This is a genomic window from Stenotrophomonas sp. 21LCFQ19 (assembly GCF_056861425.1).
Genome location: NZ_JBSPUF010000010.1, coordinates 99444 through 117796 on the forward strand (window position 1 = coordinate 99444; position 18353 = coordinate 117796).

Annotated in this window: 14 protein-coding genes; 2 read left to right on the forward strand and 12 right to left on the reverse strand. The window is 63.7% G+C overall.

Going from position 1 to position 18353, the window contains the following annotated elements:
• The first annotated feature begins 80 nt into the window (after positions 1-80).
• Complete coding sequence (locus AC13FW_RS12580; RefSeq protein ID WP_482989274.1) at positions 81-857, forward strand: HipA family kinase; 777 nt, start codon at positions 81-83, stop codon at positions 855-857.
• Positions 835-1227 carry a DUF3037 domain-containing protein gene (locus AC13FW_RS12585; RefSeq protein WP_482989275.1) on the forward strand — a complete coding sequence of 131 codons (393 nt, stop codon included), beginning with the start codon at positions 835-837 and terminating at the stop codon, positions 1225-1227. Before AC13FW_RS12580 ends, AC13FW_RS12585 begins: the two co-directional genes overlap by 23 nt.
• A 235-nt stretch (positions 1228-1462) precedes the next feature.
• Here AC13FW_RS12585 and AC13FW_RS12590 read toward each other — a convergent pair whose 3' ends face one another.
• The 12 genes from AC13FW_RS12590 to rpsF form a co-directional block, all read right to left on the reverse strand.
• Positions 1463-3082 (reverse strand): acyl-CoA synthetase, encoded by a 1620-nt coding sequence (locus AC13FW_RS12590; RefSeq protein ID WP_482989276.1) that lies wholly within the window; start codon positions 3080-3082, stop codon positions 1463-1465.
• A 310-nt stretch (positions 3083-3392) separates the two neighbouring features.
• Entirely contained in the window at positions 3393-6092 is a 2700-nt protein-coding gene (gene gyrA / locus AC13FW_RS12595) for a DNA gyrase subunit A (protein ID WP_482989277.1), read from the reverse strand.
• A 369-nt stretch (positions 6093-6461) separates the two neighbouring features.
• Positions 6462-7526: an S-methyl-5-thioribose-1-phosphate isomerase gene (gene mtnA, locus AC13FW_RS12600; protein WP_482989278.1), complete on the reverse strand. Its 1065-nt coding sequence runs from the start codon at positions 7524-7526 to the stop codon at positions 6462-6464.
• 61 nt (positions 7527-7587) lie between these two features.
• A complete protein-coding gene (locus AC13FW_RS12605) occupies positions 7588-8271 on the reverse strand; it encodes a DUF3011 domain-containing protein (RefSeq protein WP_481534571.1) in 684 nt (227 codons plus the stop codon).
• Between the two features lie 122 nt (positions 8272-8393).
• The gene (gene epmA, locus AC13FW_RS12610; protein WP_482986947.1) at positions 8394-9341 is read right to left on the reverse strand and encodes an EF-P lysine aminoacylase EpmA; all 948 of its coding nucleotides are present in this window, start codon (positions 9339-9341) and stop codon (positions 8394-8396) included.
• Positions 9338-9814 (reverse strand): N-acetyltransferase family protein, encoded by a 477-nt coding sequence (locus tag AC13FW_RS12615; RefSeq protein WP_481534573.1) that lies wholly within the window; start codon positions 9812-9814, stop codon positions 9338-9340. Before AC13FW_RS12615 ends, epmA begins: the two co-directional genes overlap by 4 nt.
• Positions 9811-12288 carry an NAD-dependent DNA ligase LigA gene (ligA, locus tag AC13FW_RS12620; protein ID WP_482989279.1) on the reverse strand — a complete coding sequence of 826 codons (2478 nt, stop codon included), beginning with the start codon at positions 12286-12288 and terminating at the stop codon, positions 9811-9813. The genes AC13FW_RS12615 and ligA overlap by 4 nt, the downstream gene beginning before the upstream one ends.
• A gap of 183 nt (positions 12289-12471) precedes the next feature.
• Positions 12472-13212, reverse strand: coding sequence for a cell division protein ZipA (gene zipA, locus AC13FW_RS12625; protein ID WP_482986949.1), 741 nt, complete (start codon positions 13210-13212; stop codon positions 12472-12474).
• Between the two features lie 48 nt (positions 13213-13260).
• Positions 13261-16764 carry a chromosome segregation protein SMC gene (gene smc / locus AC13FW_RS12630; protein WP_482989322.1) on the reverse strand — a complete coding sequence of 1168 codons (3504 nt, stop codon included), beginning with the start codon at positions 16762-16764 and terminating at the stop codon, positions 13261-13263.
• A gap of 231 nt (positions 16765-16995) precedes the next feature.
• Complete coding sequence (gene rplI / locus AC13FW_RS12635) at positions 16996-17445, reverse strand: 50S ribosomal protein L9 (protein WP_482989280.1); 450 nt, start codon at positions 17443-17445, stop codon at positions 16996-16998.
• Between the two features lie 144 nt (positions 17446-17589).
• Positions 17590-17820: a 30S ribosomal protein S18 gene (gene rpsR / locus AC13FW_RS12640; protein WP_002804494.1), complete on the reverse strand. Its 231-nt coding sequence runs from the start codon at positions 17818-17820 to the stop codon at positions 17590-17592.
• 11 nt (positions 17821-17831) lie between these two features.
• Positions 17832-18263, reverse strand: coding sequence for a 30S ribosomal protein S6 (gene rpsF, locus AC13FW_RS12645; protein ID WP_282266085.1), 432 nt, complete (start codon positions 18261-18263; stop codon positions 17832-17834).
• Between the last annotated feature and the right edge of the window lie 90 nt (positions 18264-18353).

Sequence of the window (18353 nt, forward strand, 5' to 3'; positions counted from 1 at the left end):
CAGCGCCGGGGGCAACCAGCGGGCCACCGAACACAGCGGCTTTGCGCTAGGCTTGCCTTTCTTTCTGACCGCGTATTCCCGTGAAAACTGTTCACGCCACCCGCTACATCACCCCGCTGCGCGAAGGCGGTTCACTGCCAGCGGTGATCGAAGCCGACGACGATGGCATGTACGTCATCAAGTTCCGCGGCGCGGGCCAAGGCCCCAAGGCGCTGATCGCCGAGCTGGTGGTTGGTCGGCTTGCACAGGCACTGGGCCTGCCGATGCCGGACATCGTCCTGGTCGAACTGGACCGCGAGTTCGCCCGTACCGAGCCCGACCCGGAGATCCAGGACCTGATCCGCGCCAGCGAGGGTACCAACCTCGGCAGCGACTACCTGCCCGGCGCGATCAACTACGATCCTGCGGCGATGCAACCGGATGCCGAACTGGCCTCGCGCATCGTCTGGTTTGATGCGTACACCAGCAACGTGGACCGCACCGCACGCAACCCCAACCTGATGGTCTGGCACCGCAAGCTCTACCTGATCGATCACGGCGCGGCGCTGTACTTCCACCACGACTGGGAGAACGCCGGCGAGGCCTGCGCCAAGCCTTTCGTGTTGATCAAGGACCACGTGCTGCTGCCGTTCGCCAGCCACATCGCCGACGCCGACGCGGCGCTGGCTCCCTTGCTGACCGACGCGGTCATCGACGGCATCGTCGCGCAGATTCCAGACAGCTGGCTGCAGAACGAGCCCGCCTTTGCCGATGCGACCGCCTACCGTTCTGCCTACGCCAGCTATTTGAAGCGTCGCCTGCAATTGCGCGAAGCCTTCGTACAGGAGGCCATCCGTGCCCACGCTGCACACCTATGATTACGCCATCATCCGCGTCGTACCGCGGGTGGAGCGCGAAGAGTTCATCAACGTAGGCGTGATCGTCTCCTGCCCCAGCGCAGGGCACCTGCAGGCCGCCATCGAGATCGACCTTGCGCGATTGCAGGCGTTTGCACCGCAACTGGATCTGGCTGGTGTGCAGCCGTGGCTGGATGCCATCGTCGCGATCTGCCGTGGTGAGCCAGGTGCCGGGCCGATCGCACAGTTGCCACCGCGCGCCCGCTTCCACTTCCTCACTGCCAAGCGCAGCTCGGTGGTGCAGACCTCGGTCACCCACGTAGGCCGCACCGCCAACCCCGCCGGCATCGTCGAGCACCTGCTCGAACGCATGGTGCGCACGCCGCGCTGAGTCACCGCCCGGGACGCGGTGCCAATCGCACCTGCAGAGCCTAGCCATGCTCGGCAGATGCGTTCCCTGTAGTGGGGGGGGGGGGGGGGGGGGGGGGGGTGTGGGGGGGGGGGGGGCGGCGCAGGGGCGGGCGCGCCGGAACGGGCGCCCATGCCTCGGCCGTGGCTTACTGGTTAATCCAAATGCCGAGCATGGCTCGGCACTACGGAACTCGCCTCACCGACAGGCTCGCGCATCACTCGATATCGACCAGCTCCCTGGCCACGTCGCGCAGGCTGAACTTCTGCACCTTGCCGGTCGCCGTGCGCGGCAGCGGACCGAAGACAAAGCGCCGCGGCAGCTTGAAGCTGGCCAGATGCTGCCGGCAATGCGCCAATGCCTCGGCCGATTCCAGATGCGAGGTTTCCTTCAACTCGACAAAGGCGCAAGGCGTTTCGCCCCACTTCGGATCCGGCCGCGCGACCACCGCAGCCGCCAATACCGCCGGATGCCGGCACAGCACATCCTCCACCTCAAGCGACGAGATGTTCTCGCCCCCGGAGATGATCACATCCTTGGAGCGATCGCGGATCTTCACCGCGCCGTTGGCATACACCACCGCCAGATCACCGGTATGGAACCAACCGCCGGCGAACGCCTCAGCCGTTGCTCGCGGATTCTTCAAATAGCCCTGCATGGTGATATTGCCGCGGAACATGATCTCGCCAACGCTGATGCCATCCCATGGCACCGGCTGCAGAGTCTCCGGGTCCAGTACCTGCATGTCTTCCTGCAGCAGGCAGGCCACGCCCTGGCGGCTGTTGAGCTCGGCACGTTCTGCAATTGGCAGCTGCGCCCACTCGGCCTGCGGCTGGCAGATCGACGCCGGGCCATAGACCTCGGTCAGGCCGTAGACGTGGGTGATCTCCACGCCCATGCGCTCCATTTCCTCCAGCACTGCTGCCGGCGGCGCCGCACCCGCGACCTGGCCCTTGATACCGACCAAGCCCTGCTTGCTTTCCTCCGGCGCAGCGGCGAGTGCGGCATGGATGACCGGCGCGCCGCAGTAGTGGCTGACGCCATGCTCGCGCATCAACTCCAGCACACGCTTGCGATCAAACCGGCGCATGCATACCTGGGTGCCGGCCACCGCAGCCATGGTCCACGGGAAACACCAGCCGTTGCAGTGGAACATCGGCAGCGTCCACAGGTACACCGGGTGTTGTGGCATGCCCCAGTCGATGATGTTCGCAACCGCATTCAAGTACGCGCCGCGATGGTGATAGACCACGCCTTTGGGATCACCAGTGGTACCCGAGGTGTAATTCAGAGTGATGGCATCCCACTCATCGACTGGTAGCTCGAACGCGAAGTCAGGGTCGCCGGCGGCCAGCAGCGCCTCGTACTCGATCTCACCAAGGAACGCACCGCTTTCTATCTCTGCATCATCGACGTCGATGACCTGCGGCGGCTGCTTGCACAGTGCCAACGCCCGTTCCATCAGCGGTGCGAACTCACGGTCGCTGAATACGATTTTGGCCTCGCCATGGTCGAGCATGAAAGCCAGGGTCTGCGCATCAAGCCGGGTGTTGAGCGTATTCAACACCGCGCCGAGCATCGCCGGCCCGTAATGCAGTTCGATCATCGCTGGAGTGTTGGGCAGCAGCGCGGCAACCGTATCGCCTTTGCCGATACCCCGGCGTTGCAGGGCCGAAGCCAGCCGACGGCAGCGCTGGTAGACCTGCGCCCAGTCCAGGCGGCGCCCCCCGTGGATGACCGCCACGCGCTGCGGATGCACGGTTGCCGCCTTGCGCAGGAAGCTCAACGGCGACAGCGCGGTGTAGTTGGCCTGGTTGCGACCGAGATCCTGGTACATCTGCTGCCTCTCCCTCTCCAAGGATGTTGCTGGTAGAGAGTCGGACAGCTGGCTCGGAATGTCGCTGCGACATTAGTCGCAGGGATTTGGCTTGGAATTTGAGGCTGCTGGCCAGGAGCTTGCCCTCACCCCAACCCCTCTCCCGTAAACGGGAGAAGGGCTAGCAATGCTTGCGCTCGCGGGGCGTTAGCCCCTCTCCCGCCTGCGGGAGAGGGGTTGGGGTGAGGGCAAGCTCCTGGCTGATAAAGCCAGACAAAAGCACAAAAAAAACGCCGGCATGCCGGCGCTTTTTCCAAACTCAAAACCCGAATCAGGCCTCCGGCGCTGCCGGTGCCACTGCTTCCGCAGTGCCTGCAGCATCCTCTTCCAGCACCTCGTCCTCGGCATCGAGCGAAGCATCCAGGCGTTCAACCGCCTGCAGCTTCTCGCCCTTGGACAGACGGATCAGGGTCACGCCCTGGGTGTTACGGCCGACGCGCGAGATCTCCGAGCCACGGGTACGCACCAGGGTGCCACCGTCGGAAATCAACAGCACTTCATCGCCAGTACCCAGCAACACCGCGCTGACCAACTTGCCGTTGCGCTCACTGGTCTGGATGCCGATCACGCCCTGGGTGCCGCGGCCCTTGCGCGGGTAATCCGCCAGCGGGGTGCGCTTGCCATAGCCGTTCTCGGTCGCTGTCAGGATGTACTGCACGCCGGCATCGTCTGCGGTTTCGACGATCTCGCCGCTGTCCGCTGCCACTTCCTCGACGCCGTTGTCCTCTTCGTTCTCATCCTCAACGCCGCCGGCACTCTCGGCGACGATCAGGCTGACCACTTCCTCGCCCTTGGGCATCTTGATACCGCGCACGCCGGTGGCGGTGCGGCCCATCGAGCGGACCTTGTCTTCGCCAAAGCGCACGGTCTTGCCGTTGGAGGCGAACAGCACGATGTCACGCTCGCCATCGGTCAGGCCAACGCCAACCAGCGCGTCGCCGTCGTCCAGGTTGATGGCGATCTTGCCGCGCGCCAGACGGAACGCGAACTCGCTCAGCGGGGTCTTCTTGACCGTACCGTTGCGGGTAGCGAAGAACACGAAGTGGTTCTCGTCGTACTCGCGCACCGGCAACACGGCCTGCACGCGCTCACCATTCTCCAACGCGATCCAGTTGATGATCGGACGGCCGCGTGCATTGGAACCGGCCTCCGGCAACTGGTGCACCGGCAACCAGAACACCTTGCCCGAACTGGTGAAGGTCAGCAGCGTGTCGTGCGTGTTGACCAGCCACAGCTGCTCGATGAAATCCTCGTCCTTGGTGGCTGCGGCGCTGCGGCCGCGGCCACCGCGGCGCTGCGCACGGTAAGCGCTGACTGGCTGGCGCTTGACGTAACCGGCACGCGACAGCGTCACCACCACGTCTTCCGGTGCAATCAGATCCAGGATATCCAGGTCTTCTTCGCTGTGGCGGATCTCGCTGCGACGCTCGTCGCCGAACTCGGCACGCACGCTCTCCAGCTCTTCGCGGATGACCTGCAGCAGCACATCCGGGTTTTCCAGGATGCGGATCAGGCCGGCGATGAATTCCAGCAGCTGCTTGTACTCTTCGGTCAGCCTGTCCTGCTCCAACCCGGTCAGGCGGTGCAGGCGCATTTCCAGGATCTGCGTCGCCTGGACTTCGCTGAGCTGGTAGTTGCCGTTGACCAGGCCAATGCCCTTGGGCAGGTCTTCCGGACGCGATGCCTCGGCGCCGGCAGCGCCCAGCAGGGCGCCAACCAGACCTGGCTGCCACACCTTGGAGAGCATGCGCTCCTTGGCTTCAGCCGGGTTGGCCGAGGTCTTGATCAACTCGATCATTTCATCGATGTTGGCCAAGGCAACAGTCAGGCCTTCCAGCACGTGCGCACGCGCACGCGCCTTGCGCAGTTCAAAGATGGTACGGCGGGTGACAACCTCACGGCGGTGGCGGATGAACGCCTCCAGCATTTCCTTGAGGTTCAACAGCTTCGGCCGACCATCGACCAGCGCCACCATGTTGATGCCGAACACCGACTCCATCTGGGTCTGCTGGTACAGGTTGTTGAGCACAACCTCGGCCGACTCGCCGCGCTTGATTTCGATGTAAATGCGCATGCCGTCCTTGTCGGACTCATCGCGCAGCTCACTGATGCCCTCGAGCTTCTTTTCCTTGACCAGCTCGGCGATCTTCTCGATCAACCGCGCCTTGTTCACCTGGTACGGAATCTCGGTGACGATGATCGACTCGCGACCATTGTCGGCCACTTCGATATCGGCCTTGGCACGGATACGCACACGGCCACGGCCAGTGCGGTAGCCGGCGATGATGCCGGCAGTGCCATTGATAATGCCGGCGGTGGGGAAATCCGGGCCCGGGATGTGCTCCATCAGACCATCAACGTCGATCGACGGATTGTCGATCAGCGCGATGCAGGCCGTGATGGCTTCGGTGAGGTTATGCGGCGGGATGTTGGTCGCCATGCCCACCGCGATACCGGCAGAACCATTGACCAGCAGGTTCGGGAACCGGGTCGGCATGACCGTCGGCTCCAGTTCCTTTTCATCGTAGTTAGGCTGGAAATCGACGGTTTCCTTGTCGATATCGGCCATCAGCTCATGCGTCAGGCGCGACATGCGGGCCTCGGTATAACGCATTGCTGCTGCCGAGTCGCCGTCAACCGAACCGAAGTTACCCTGGCCGTCCACCAGCATGTAGCGCAGCGAGAATGGCTGCGCCAAGCGCACCAGCGCGTCGTAGACCGACTGGTCGCCGTGCGGGTGGTACTTACCGATCACGTCACCGACGATACGCGCCGACTTGAAGTACGCCTTGTTGCTGTGCGCGCCCAGCTCGTTCATCGCGAAAAGGACGCGGCGATGTACTGGCTTGAGGCCATCGCGGGCATCGGGGAGTGCGCGGCCGACGATCACGCTCATCGCGTAATCGAGGTAGCTCTTGCGCATCTCGTCTTCCAGGTTGACCTGGATGATTTCCTTGGCGTTTTCTGCCATTCGGGTTCCGTTGTCTGGTAGCGATCCCGTCCGTTGGCGGCACCCTGAAGGGCCACCCTGCCGGAAACTCGGATCAACCTGCGGAGTCTACCACAAGGGCAGGTTTTTCGCCGCCATTTAGGGGGCTTTTACCGGAAGAAATCAGGAACTTAGGGACTGCCATAGCCAAGGCCGGGCCATGCTCCGCAGGGGCCTTGCCGGCGCCCCTTGCAGGAGCCCTCCCCTGTAGAGCCGAGCCATGCTCGGCTGGGGCCTTACCGCGCAAGTCGCTTGCCGAGCATGGCTCGGCACTACATTGGCGCGTCCCTGCCGAGCGTGGCTCGGCACTACAATCGCGTGCCCATGCCGAGCATGGCTCGGCACTACCGGTTAATTGGAGAACGCGGCAGACATCGTCGCCAGGTCAGGCTTCAGGATCACGCCGCGTTCGGTGACGATGGCGTCGATCAACTCGCCCGGGGTCACGTCGAACACCGGGTTCCAGGCGGCAATGCCCTCTGCCACGGTGCGGACACCGCCCACGCCGAACAGTTCACCCGGGTCACGCTGCTCGATCTCGATCTCATCGCCGTGGGCGGTGCCCATGTCCACGGTCGAGGACGGTGCGACCACCATGAACTTGACTCCATGATGGCGGGCAGCGATGGCCAGCTGATAAGTACCGATCTTGTTGGCAGTGTCACCGTTGGCGCAGATCCGGTCGGCGCCAACGATCACCCACTGCACCGCGCCGGTCTTCATCAGGTGCGAAGCGGCCGAGTCGGCGATCAGGGTCGCGTCGATGCCATCCTGCTGCAGCTCCCACACGGTCAGGCGTGCGCCCTGCAACCACGGCCGGGTCTCCCCGGCAAACACCTTCGCGATACGCTCCTGCGCCACGCCAGCGCGGATCACCCCCAAGGCGGTGCCAAAGCCTGCAGTGGCCAGCGAGCCGGTGTTGCAATGGGTCAGCACACCACTGCCCGGCGCAATCAGCGCTGCGCCCAACGCGCCCATGTGGCGATTGGCAGCGAGATCCTCATCTGCGATGGCCTGCGCTTCAAGCGCGGCGACCAGCTTCCATTCCGAACCGGCAGCGGCGATAGCGCGGCGCATGCGTGCCAGCGCCCAGGCCAGATTGACGGCAGTGGGACGCGAGGCATTGAGTCGATCCAACGCCGGCGCCAACACCTGCAATGCAGCAGCACCGTCATCGGCCTGCACTTCGCGCGCCGCCAGCACTACGCCCCAGGCTGCAGCAATACCAATGGCGGGTGCACCGCGCACGGTCAAGGCATGAATGGCCTCGGCTACCGCGTCGCTGTCATGGCACAGCACGTGCTCGACGATGAACGGCAGTTTGCGCTGATCCAGCAGCTCCAGGGCTTCGCCGGTCCAGCGGATCGGGCGGATATGGTCGTAACGGGCGTAATCAATGGCGGAGGTATCGTTCATCCGTCCATTGTAATCGGCGCTGCCCTGCGTGAACCAATAACCTGGAATCGACCAGCCCAGCTCAGTCGGCGGAAAATTCGCCGCGGCAGCCCTTGTCCACCCAGATCCCATTGCGATCCCAACCCCAGCTGTCACCCTCCCGGCACGCCGCTTTGGAAAGCTGCTCGACCAGGGTCACCCGACGCGTGACGCTGACGCCGCATTCGCGTCGCAGCTCGCTCTTCGATTCGCAGGTAACCCGGCGTGGGACATCGACAAACCCGGAGCCATCCTCGGCGCCAACCTCGAACAGGCCCTGACAACCGCGACTGACCCAGATCTCCTTGCCGCTATATCCCCAGCTGCGCCCTTCGCGGCATGGCAACACTGACTGCTGCCGCAGCAAGCGCACAGGTGCCCCGCGCAACACCACGGGGCAAACCTCCGTCCGCCCCTTGGATTCACAACGTACTACCCGCCGTGTTGTGCGGGTGGAAGCCTGCGGCCGCGCGAATTCAGCACTACAACCCCGGCTTACCCAAACCGCGTTGCCTTCGACGCCCCAACTGGTCTCTCGGATGCAGTCACGCCTGGACAGCTGCCGCACCAATTGCACGCCAGCGCTGGTATCCATCGGGCAGAACGCCCGCAGCTGATCACCTGATTCGCAGCGCACAACCTGCCGGTCCGCCGCTGTTGGCGCAGATTCCCGGGCTGCCAGTACGGTCGGCGCCAGCACTAGCAGCAAGCCGCAGACCCGCTTCATCAGACGCTCCCCCGTTCGGTCATGATGGGTTCCGATGATCACACACTGCCTGAGTCTTTGTGAGCAAAGCATCATCATCGTCGCTGGCAACATGCAGATCCTTGATCAAGCGCAAACCTGCATCAGGCGTTGGCGAAATCAAACGCCAATACATCGCCGATACGCGGCGTACCAGCCAAGGCCATCAACAAGCGATCCACCCCGACCGCAACACCTGCGCAGGCAGGCAACGACGGCAATGCCGCAAGAAAGGCTTCATCCAAGGGCGGTTGTTCAGCTCCGCGCGCCGCGCGGATCGCCAGATCGCGCTCGAACCGCTGGCGTTGCTCAACTGCGTCGTTCAGCTCGTGGTAGCCATTGGCCAGTTCGACCGGCCCCAGGTAAAGCTCAAAGCGTTCAGCCAATGGCGGCGTGCCTGGACGGATCCTGGCCAGCGCGGCCTGGCTGGCCGGCCAGTCATGGATCACGGTGATGGCATCGGCCGCGAACTGCGATTGGATGCGATGGCTCATCAGCAGATCCAACCAGTCGTCGCGGGTCAGGCCATCAGGCTGGATGCCGACTTCGCCCAGACCCGCACGCAGCTGCGATTCGTCGGCAAGGAACGGATCCAGCGCCACCGCCTGCATGAACAGGTCGCGGTAGCTGACGATGCGCACCGATGCAGGCGGACGCTGCACCAGCGCCAACGATTCCTGCACCAGCGCAATGGTTTCTTCGATCAGCCGGTGGTGATCCCAGCCAACCCGGTACCACTCCAGCATGGTGAACTCGGGATTGTGCCGCCCGCCGGCCTCGCCGTTGCGGAATACCCGGCCAAGTTCGTAGCAATCGCCCACACCGGCGGCCAGCAATCGCTTGAGCGGATACTCCGGCGAGGTACGCAACCAGCGCTGCGGCGAACCAGCATCGACATGCCCGCTGAAGCGGGTATGGAAGCCCTCGATATTCGGCTCGGTGTTGCCGGCAGCCGACATGATTGGCGTCTCCACTTCCAGGACATCGCGCGCGGCAAAGAAACCACGGATCAATGCATTCAAGCGTGCGCGCTGACGCAGGGCCTCGATCACGAGTGCAAACGCCCGGAGTGCCCATCCAGTGACAAGGTCAGGATGTCGCGCTCATCGTCGCGGTAGCCAGCCGACAGATACAACGACTTGGCCTTGGCATTGTGGTGATTCACTTCCAGCCTGATCACCGCCGCGCCCTGCCCTGCAGCCCAGTCACGGGCCAGCGCCAAGGCCTGCCGCCCCCAACCGCGACCACGCGCGGCCGGACCGAGATACAACTCATCCAGCAGCACGAAACGACCGCCCTGCTCAACACTGAAGCACCAACCCAGGGTGATGTAGCCGACCACGCTGTCACCATCAAGCATCAGCAACGCCGCGCCACAGCTGGGCTGCTCCAGCAGCGTCCGCAGACCGGGCTCGACCCGTTCGGCGATATAGGGAATCTGGTCTTCCACATAGAACTCGCGCACCATCGCGATCAGCTGCGGGAAGTCTTCCAGCAGCGCCAAGCGCGCCTTGATCTCACTCATGCCTGTTCTCCGTGCTCGGCGAGGAAGGCAAGCAGACGCGCCTCGTCCCATACGTCCACACCGAGCTCATTTGCCTTGTCCAACTTGGAGCCGGCTTCGGCGCCGGCCACCACGAAACTGGTTTTCTTCGAGACGCTGCCGGCGACCTTCGCGCCCAAGGCCTCAAGCCGGGCCTTGGCCTCGTCGCGGCCCATTTGCGTCAAGGTGCCGGTGAGCACTGCGGTCTTGCCGTCGAGAACGCCAGCGACCTGTTCCTGCGCCTCCGGCGTGATCGCCAGCAAACGTTCCAATGCTGCGCCAGCCGCGCTGAACAGTTGTGCATTGGCATCAACATTCAGCCAGGCAACCAGCGCATTGGCGGTCTCCGCCGGCAGACCAGCGGTCATGAAATTGTGTGCTTCTTCATCCAGGATCGCCGCCGTGGAACGGAACGCCTCGGCCAGCTGGCGCGCGCGCACCGGCGTGACCTTCGGAATCTCCAGATCCGCCAACAAGGTGGCCAGATTCAGATCGGCGCGCAGCTTTGCATTGGGCGCGTGCGTATCGCTGATCTGCACGCCACGCTCCAACAACGCGTCAATGGCTTGCTGGTTGCCCGTCTGCGCCATGAAATGACCAATCGAGCGGGCAACTTCACCACCGATATCCGGCACGCGCTTGAACATCGGCCACGGCAGGTGACGGATCAACTCGAGATCACCAAACCACGCCGACAAGGCCTTGGCGGTGCTTTCGCCCACGTGTTCGATGCCCAGCGCAAACAGCAAGCGCTCCAGCGTGGTGTTGCGGCTGGCTGCAATCGCGGCGATCAGGTTATCTGCCCACTTGGTGGCGATCTTCCTGGTGTTCCACTCAAAGCTGGCCGGCACCGACAAGGCCTGTGCGCGCCAGGAGGCATCGCCCGCATCCAGTTTGAGGATGCGATTGAGGGTCTCGCCACTGCCTTCCGGCTGCAGGTGCTGGCCGAGCTGCGAGGCGAGTGCTTCTGGGGAATCGGAATCCAGCGCCAGCTTCAGCACCAGCAGCTGATCGCGGTTGAGTGCATACAGATCGGCGACGCCGCGCACGATGCCGGCATCCACCAGCACCTCGATGTACTTGTCACCCAGGCCATCGATATCCATCGCCTTGCGCGAGGCGAAGTGGGCAATGGCCTCCTTGCGCTGCGCCGGGCAGCTCAGCTCGCCCGAGCAGCGCCATGCCGCTTCGCCTTCTTCGCGCACGATCTCCGAACCACACACCGGGCAGGCGCGCGGCATCTGCCACGGCGTCGCGCCCTCGGGGCGGCGATCGACAATGACGCTGACCACTTCCGGGATCACATCGCCGGCACGGCGCACGATGACCGAGTCGCCGACGCGTACATCCAGGCGCGCGATCTGGTCGGCGTTGTGCAGGGTGGCATTGGTGACCACGACACCGGCCACATGCACCGGCTTCAGTCGCGCAACCGGCGTTGCTGCGCCGGTGCGACCGATCTGGATCTCGATGGCTTCGACCGTGGTGGTCTGCTCCTGCGCGGGGAATTTGTGCGCTATCGCCCAACGCGGTGCGCGTGCGACGAAGCCCATCTCTTGCTGGCCTTCGCGATCGTCAAGCTTGTAGACCACGCCATCGATGTCATAGGCCAGGCTGTCGCGGCGCTCACCGATATCGCGGTAGTACGCCAACAGACCTTCGGCGCCCTGCACCACCTTGCACAGGTCGCTGACCGGGAAACCCCACTGCGCCAGCTGCGCCAGGGTTGCCGAATGCGTCCCGGGCAGCTCGCCACCGGACACTTCACCGAGGCCATAGGCGTAAAAACTCAGCGGCCGCTGCGCGCTGATCTTCGGATCAAGCTGGCGCAGCGAACCGGCCGCGCCATTGCGCGGATTGGCCAACACTTTGCCGCCATGCAGGCGCGCCTGCTCGTTGTAGCGTTCGAAATCGGCACGCGGCATGTAGACCTCGCCACGCACTTCCAGCACTTCAGGCCAGCCTTGGCCGTCCAGTTGCTGCGGGATGACCTTGATCTGGCGCAGGTTGGCGCTGACGTCTTCGCCGGTGGCACCATCGCCGCGGGTCGCGCCCTGCACGAACACGCCGTTTTCGTAGCGCAGGTTGATGGCCAGTCCATCAAGCTTGGGCTCTGCGGAGAAGAACAACTCGCGGCGATGCAGGCGCTCATCGATGCGGCGCACGAAGTCATGCACCTCGGCATCGGTGAATGCGTTGCCCAGCGACAGCATCGGCACCGCATGCACGACTTCCGGAAAGCGCGATGACGGCTTGCCACCGACCTGATGGCTGGGCGAGTCGGCGCTGTCCAGCTCCGGATGTGCAGCTTCGAGCGCTTCCAGCTCGCGCATCAACCGGTCGTAGTCGGCGTCCGGAATGATCTGCTCGTCGTGCTCGTGATAGGCGCGCGAGGCGTCGGCCAGCTGGCGGCGGAGTTCGCTGATGCGCTGGGTGGCGGCGGTGTTTTGGTTCATGCGGCGATTTTACCTGCGCGGAGTGTTGGCGCGGGTGAGCTGGTGGTGCTTGGGATTTACGTTTGCTGCGAAAAGCCCCCCTCCCCGGCCCTCCCCTTGCCTGCGGCAAAGGGAGGGGGAAAAGCCCTGCCCCCTCCCTTGGCGTAGCCAGGGGAGGGCTGGGGAGGGATAGCTTTTAAAGCTTTACCAACGCGGCGACTTGGTCAGCGGCGGCGCCTGATGCTGGCGGTCATAGGCACGCAGATCATCGCGGATATGCGCGATGCGCTGGCGACCCAGCGCATTGCGGCTGTCATCCAGCACCACGCCATCCAGCAGCTCGCCCATGCGCTGCACGGTCGGCAGCATCTTTTCCCAGGCATCGAGCGCAGTCATCGGCGCCGGCAGGGTCAGGAAGAACGCAATGGCCGGGGTTTCCATCTCGCGGATGTTGGCCATGTCGAAACTGCCCGGCTTCATGATGCTGGCCATCGAGAAGATCGGGCCGCGCTCCGAATGCCCTTCCACCAGACGGTGGAACACATTCATGTAGCCGAAGACCAGGCCAGTCTTTTCCGCTGCCACCACAATGTCCTCGCCACGCAGCACCTGCCCGGAACGGGCAGCCACGTACAGCGAGACAATCTTGTCGAAATCCTGGGTAGGCCGCTTGCCGAGCTCACTCAGGTTGCCTTCGTCCACGTCAGGGAGGCCAAGCTCGGGCTGGCTCACGCCGTCGCCTTCTGCACCACCCTCGCCCAGCTCGGCACCTGCAGCGCCATCGGCACCGCCCAGCACCGGCTCGCGCCGCGGCTGCTCACCACTGGCAGGTTCTTTGCGCTTGCCTTGGGCCAGGCGCTTTGGCCGGCTGAAAAAGAAAATGGCCGCTACCAGCAAAACGCCGGCAACCAGAATGCCGATACGCAACAGTGCCGTGTCAGACATGCGCTGCAGTCTCCGGATTAATCGTTCAGGTGGTTAAAGGATGGCACGTCAGGCCGCGCCCGCCAATCGGGCAGCCTCTTCCAGATCAACACTGACCAGTCGGCTGACACCCGGCTCACGCATGGTGACACCCGACAACTGGTGCGCCGCCTCCATCGTCGCCTTGTTATGGCTGACGAACAGGAACTGCACCTTCTCGCTCATTTCCTTGACCATATTGGCCAGGCGACCGACGTTGGCCTCGTCCAGCGGCGCATCCACCTCGTCCAGCAGGCAGAACGGGGCCGGGTTGAGCTGGAAGATCGCAAACACCAGCGCCACCGCGGTCATCGCCTTCTCACCGCCGGACAGCAGCGAGATATTGGACACGCGCTTGCCCGGCGGCCGCGCCATGATGGTCACACCGGTGTCGAGCAGGTCTTCGCCGGTCAGCTCCAGGTAGGCATGGCCACCGCCGAACAGGCGCGGGTACAGCGCCTGCACGCCGGAATTGACCCGGTCGAAGGTGTCCTTGAAGCGCCCGCGGGTTTCGCGGTCGATCTTGCGGATAGCGTCCTCCAGAGTTTCCAGTGCGGTATTCAGATCGACGTTCTGCGCCTCCAAGTATTCGGAGCGCTGCGAGGCCTCACCGTACTCATGGATCGCCGCCAGGTTGACCGGTTCCAGGCGACGCATGCGGCCATCGATCTGGTGCACCGTCGATTCCCAGTCGGACAGGCGCGCATCTTCGGGCAAGGTATTGATCACGTCCTGCAGCACGAAGCCGGCCTTCTCTACCGCGGCCGACAGCTGCTCGGCGCTGAGCACCAAGGCCTGCTGATCGAGCTTGCGCTGCGAGATGCGCTCGCGCTGGGCGAGCGACTGTTCGTCGCGCTGGTGGCGGGTCTGCTCCAGGCCACGCAGCTCGTGATCGATACCGTCAAGCAAAGTACGCGCTTCGGCGAGCACGCGATCAACACGCACACGCTCGGCCAAAGCGTTCTGGTGCTCGGCTTCCAGCGTATGGACCGGCGTATCGCCCTCATCCAGCTGCGAGTGCAGTTCGCCAAGACGTGAATCCAGCTGACCGCGCTGGGTGCCCATGCGCTCCAGCGCATGGCTCAGCGAACTGATCTGGGTGCGCTGCGACTCAAGCGTCAACGCCAGCGCATGCATGCTGTCACGCACATTGCGCGCAGCATCACGCGCCTGATCACGGGCATCACTCATCTGCCTGCGCTCGCTTTCCAGCGCATGCCGGGCCGACTCCAGGTCGCCCATGCTGGACACCGCCTCATCCAGTCGCAGGCGCGCCTCGCTCGCCTGCTCACGACTGACATCCAGCGTTTCCATCAGCTGCGCCAGCTCAGCCTCGATACGTTCAATGCGCGTGCGCGTGGATTCCAGCTTGCCCTGCTGGCTCTGCAGCTGCCCCGCCAGTTCAGAGCCGGCGCGATGCGCTTGATACAACGAGCGCTGCACGTCTTCGCGCTGCTGCTCGGCGGCCAGCAATTGCTCACGCAGGCCAGCCAGCTGCTGTTCCAATGCAGCCTCACGTTCCTGCAGGGATTCGATCTGCTCGCGCAAGGTGACGATCTCGCGCTCGCGCAGCAGCGCGCCCTGCTCGGCCGCGCCGGAACGCGACATGCGCACCCAGCCCCGGCCCAGACGCTCACCGCTGCGGGTGATCACCGATTCGCTGTCGCCGAGCGTGCGTTGCAACTGCTGCGCCTGCGCCAGGTCTTCAGCGCCATGCAGATGCGCCAGCAGACGACGGATGGCCAGCGGCCCCTGCACTTTTGCCGCCAATGAGGTCGGCGCGAAGTCAGCCTTGCCGCCTGCATCAGCAACCAGTGCGATGCGCCCTTCGCCCAGCTCAGCCAGCGCATCAACCAGGGCTTCCGGCGCATCCACCAGCACGCCTTCGATCAATTGCCCAAGCGCGCTTTCAACCGCGTTCTCCCAGCCGCCTTCAACGGTGATGCGCTCGCCAACGCGCGCGGCCGTGTCCAGGCCACGCGCCTTCAGCCATGCGGCCGCTGCACCTTCTTCCTGACCCAGCGCCGCCTGCTGCAGCGTCTCCAGCGACGACAACCTGCCGCGCGCCGACTGTGCCTGCTTGCGCACATCGGCCAGTTCCGACTGACCGGTGCGCTGCTGTTCCTGCAGTGCCGTCACCGACTCCTTGCGCAGCTCGACCTGCTCGTTCAGGGTTTCCAGCGCGGTCTTCTGGGTCTCATGTTCCAGCTGCAGCTGCTCGAAGGCCTCGGCCAGCGCATCCAGATCCAGGCCGGCGCGTTCTGCCTGCAATGCTTCGCGGCGACGGTCGGCTTCAAGCACCTGCTTGTCCAGATAGTCCACGCGGGTGCGCTCGACCTCGCCGGAGCGGGTTGCTTCGGAGGTGTTGCGGTTATGCGCCTCCCAACGCTGCTGCCAGTCGGCCAGCTTGGCCTCGGCCTCGCGCAGTACTTCCTGGCGGATCTCGTTATCTTCCTGCAGCTGCTCCAGCTGCGGCTCGGCATTCTCCACCGACTCACGCAACACCAGCAGCTTGGCCTCGTCGCCGCTGATGTGCTGGCCAAGTTCGGACAGCGCCTGACGGGTTTCGTCGTGCGCCTTGTGCAAACGCTGCGCCAGTTCCCGCTGGTGGTGAATCTGCTGCTCAAGCCGGGCCAGGGTGCTGCCTACCTGGTACACATCGGCCTGTGCCTTGTTCAAATTCTCGGCCGCTTCTTCGCGGCGCACGCGGCCGGTTTCGATACGGCTTTCCGCTTCGCGCTGTTCGGCGATCAACTGCTGCAGCTTGGTTTCCTCGCGCGACAGGGCTTCGCGCAGGCCACCCAGACGGGCATCGAGGCCACGGTATTCCAGCGCCTTCCATTCCGCGTCCTTGACCAGGCGTTCTTCCTGCAACGCCTGGTACTGCTCGGCCTGCCGTGCCTGGCGCTTCAGGTGTTCGAGCTGCTTGCCGATTTCCTCGCGCAGGTCGTTGAGCCGATCCAGATTCTCGCGGGTGTGGCGGATGCGGGTTTCGGTTTCCTTGCGGCGCTCCTTGTACTTGGAGATGCCTGCGGCCTCTTCCAGATACACGCGCAGGTCTTCCGGGCGCGCCTCGATGATCTGGCTGATCATACCCTGCTCGATGATCGAGTAGCTGCGCGGGCCAAGCCCGGTGCCCAGGAACAGATCGGTGATATCGCGGCGGCGGCACTTGGTGCCGTTCAAGTAATAGTTGCTGCTGCCATCACGGCTGACCGTGCGCTTGACCGATATCTCGTTGAACGAGGCGTACTCACCGGAGATCGTGTGGTCGGAATTATCGAAGATCAGCTCCACCGTCGCCTGCGACACCGGCTTGCGCCCGGCCGAACCGGAGAAGATCACATCGGTCAGCGAATCGCCGCGCAGGCGGCTGGCCGAGCTCTCGCCCATCACCCAGCGCACCGCATCGATGATGTTGGACTTGCCACAGCCGTTCGGACCGACAACGCCAGTCATATTGGTCGGCAGGTGCAACGTCGTCGGATCGACGAACGACTTGAAACCGGAGAGCTTGATCGTGGATAGACGCATGGAATCGGGCTGTTGGCGGACATCGGCAACAACTGCCGACATCCGGAATGAGGTTCCGGAGGTTCCCTTCCCGCACTCAACCTATTGATATTCCGGGGAATTCAACGATCAAAGCACGGCACTGGCAACCGAGTATAGCGACACCCATGGCCATCGGTGACCAGACCCACCAGACGGCCAAAAGAAACGGGCGCCTCGCGGCGCCCGTTCTTTACAACCAGTACGGCAGGATCAGGCGTCGGCTTCGACGATGACCTTGACGGTGGCTTCCACATCGGCGTGCAGCTTGACGATGACGTCGAATTCGCCAACGTTGCGGAAAGCGCCTTCGCCCAGGATCACTTCGCTCTTGCTCAGTTCCAGGCCGGCAGCGGTGAAGGCTTCAGCGATATCGCGCGGGCCAACCGAACCGTACAGCTTGCCTTCGGTCGAAGCGTGCGCACCGATGGTGACGCTGGCGCCTTCGAACTTGGCAGCGCGGGCTTCGGCATCGTTGTGCGAGGCCTGGGCCTTGGCTTCGTACTCAGCACGCTTGGCTTCGAACTCGGCAATGTTGCTGGCGGTGGCCGGAACGGCCTTGCCCTGCGGCACGAGGAAGTTACGGCCGTAGCCCGGCTTCACGTCAACCAGGTCGCCCAGGCCGCCGAGGTTGGTCACTTTCTGGATAAGAATCAGCTTCATGGTGTAGCTCCGTTATTCGTTAGCGGGGCCGATGGCTCCGCAACGCTTGCTGTCCGAATAGGACGGTGGATGCGGAAAATCCGGCCAAGGCCGGATTTCCTGTCGAGAACCCGCAACGGATGCGGGTTCTTCCGAAAAATCGGATTAGACGTCGTGGTTGTCCGTGTACGGGATCAGGGCCAGGAAACGGGCGCGCTTGACGGCCGTGGCCAGCTGGCGCTGGTACTTGGACTTGGTGCCGGTCACGCGGCTCGGAACGATCTTGCCGTTCTCGGTCAGGTACTGACGCAGGGTGTTGAGATCCTTGTAATCGATCTCTTTCACGCCTTCAGCGGTGAACTTGCAGAACTTGCGGCGGCGGAAGAACTTGGACATGAAAGTGCTCCTTATTCAGCAGAAGCGGCGTCGTCGCCGGCTTCGTCATTGTTGGAAGATGCACCTTCTTCGTCGTCACGACGACGGCGCTCGCCACGCTCGGGCTTGTCACCCTTCTCGTCCTTGCTCTTCATGATCAGCGACTGCTCGGTGTCAGCCTCGTCACGCTTGATGACCAGGTTGCGCAGCACGGCGTCGTTGAAGCGGAAGCTCTCGGTCAGTTCGTTCAGAACTGCCTGGTCGGCTTCGATGTTCAGCAGAACATAGTGAGCCTTCACCAGGTTCTGGATCGGGTAAGCCAGCTGGCGGCGGCCCCAATCTTCCAGACGGTGGATGGTGCCGTTGCCGGCTTCGACCAGCGCCTTGTAGCGCTCGATCATGGCGGGGACCTGTTCGCTCTGATCCGGGTGGACCAGGAACACGACTTCGTAATGACGACTCATGTTTTTATACCTTTCGGATATAGCCCTGACGGGCTGGACAGCCCCCCGCTGTACTTCGCGGTGGGGCAAGGGATCCTGCACTGGGAGCGC

What these genes read in the sequence shown, in the direction of transcription:
- AC13FW_RS12590 (WP_482989276.1), bottom strand. Translation starts at nt 3,082, where the DNA reads ATGTACCAGGATCTCGGTCGCAACCAGGCCAACTACACCGCGCTGTCG.
- gyrA (WP_482989277.1), bottom strand. Translation starts at nt 6,092, where the DNA reads ATGGCAGAAAACGCCAAGGAAATCATCCAGGTCAACCTGGAAGACGAG.
- mtnA (WP_482989278.1), bottom strand. Translation starts at nt 7,526, where the DNA reads ATGAACGATACCTCCGCCATTGATTACGCCCGTTACGACCATATCCGC.
- AC13FW_RS12605 (WP_481534571.1), bottom strand. Translation starts at nt 8,271, where the DNA reads ATGAAGCGGGTCTGCGGCTTGCTGCTAGTGCTGGCGCCGACCGTACTG.
- AC13FW_RS12615 (WP_481534573.1), bottom strand. Translation starts at nt 9,814, where the DNA reads ATGAGTGAGATCAAGGCGCGCTTGGCGCTGCTGGAAGACTTCCCGCAG.
- ligA (WP_482989279.1), bottom strand. Translation starts at nt 12,288, where the DNA reads ATGAACCAAAACACCGCCGCCACCCAGCGCATCAGCGAACTCCGCCGC.
- zipA (WP_482986949.1), bottom strand. Translation starts at nt 13,212, where the DNA reads ATGTCTGACACGGCACTGTTGCGTATCGGCATTCTGGTTGCCGGCGTT.
- smc (WP_482989322.1), bottom strand. Translation starts at nt 16,764, where the DNA reads ATGCGTCTATCCACGATCAAGCTCTCCGGTTTCAAGTCGTTCGTCGAT.
- rplI (WP_482989280.1), bottom strand. Translation starts at nt 17,445, where the DNA reads ATGAAGCTGATTCTTATCCAGAAAGTGACCAACCTCGGCGGCCTGGGC.
- rpsR (WP_002804494.1), bottom strand. Translation starts at nt 17,820, where the DNA reads ATGTCCAAGTTCTTCCGCCGCCGCAAGTTCTGCAAGTTCACCGCTGAA.
- rpsF (WP_282266085.1), bottom strand. Translation starts at nt 18,263, where the DNA reads ATGAGTCGTCATTACGAAGTCGTGTTCCTGGTCCACCCGGATCAGAGC.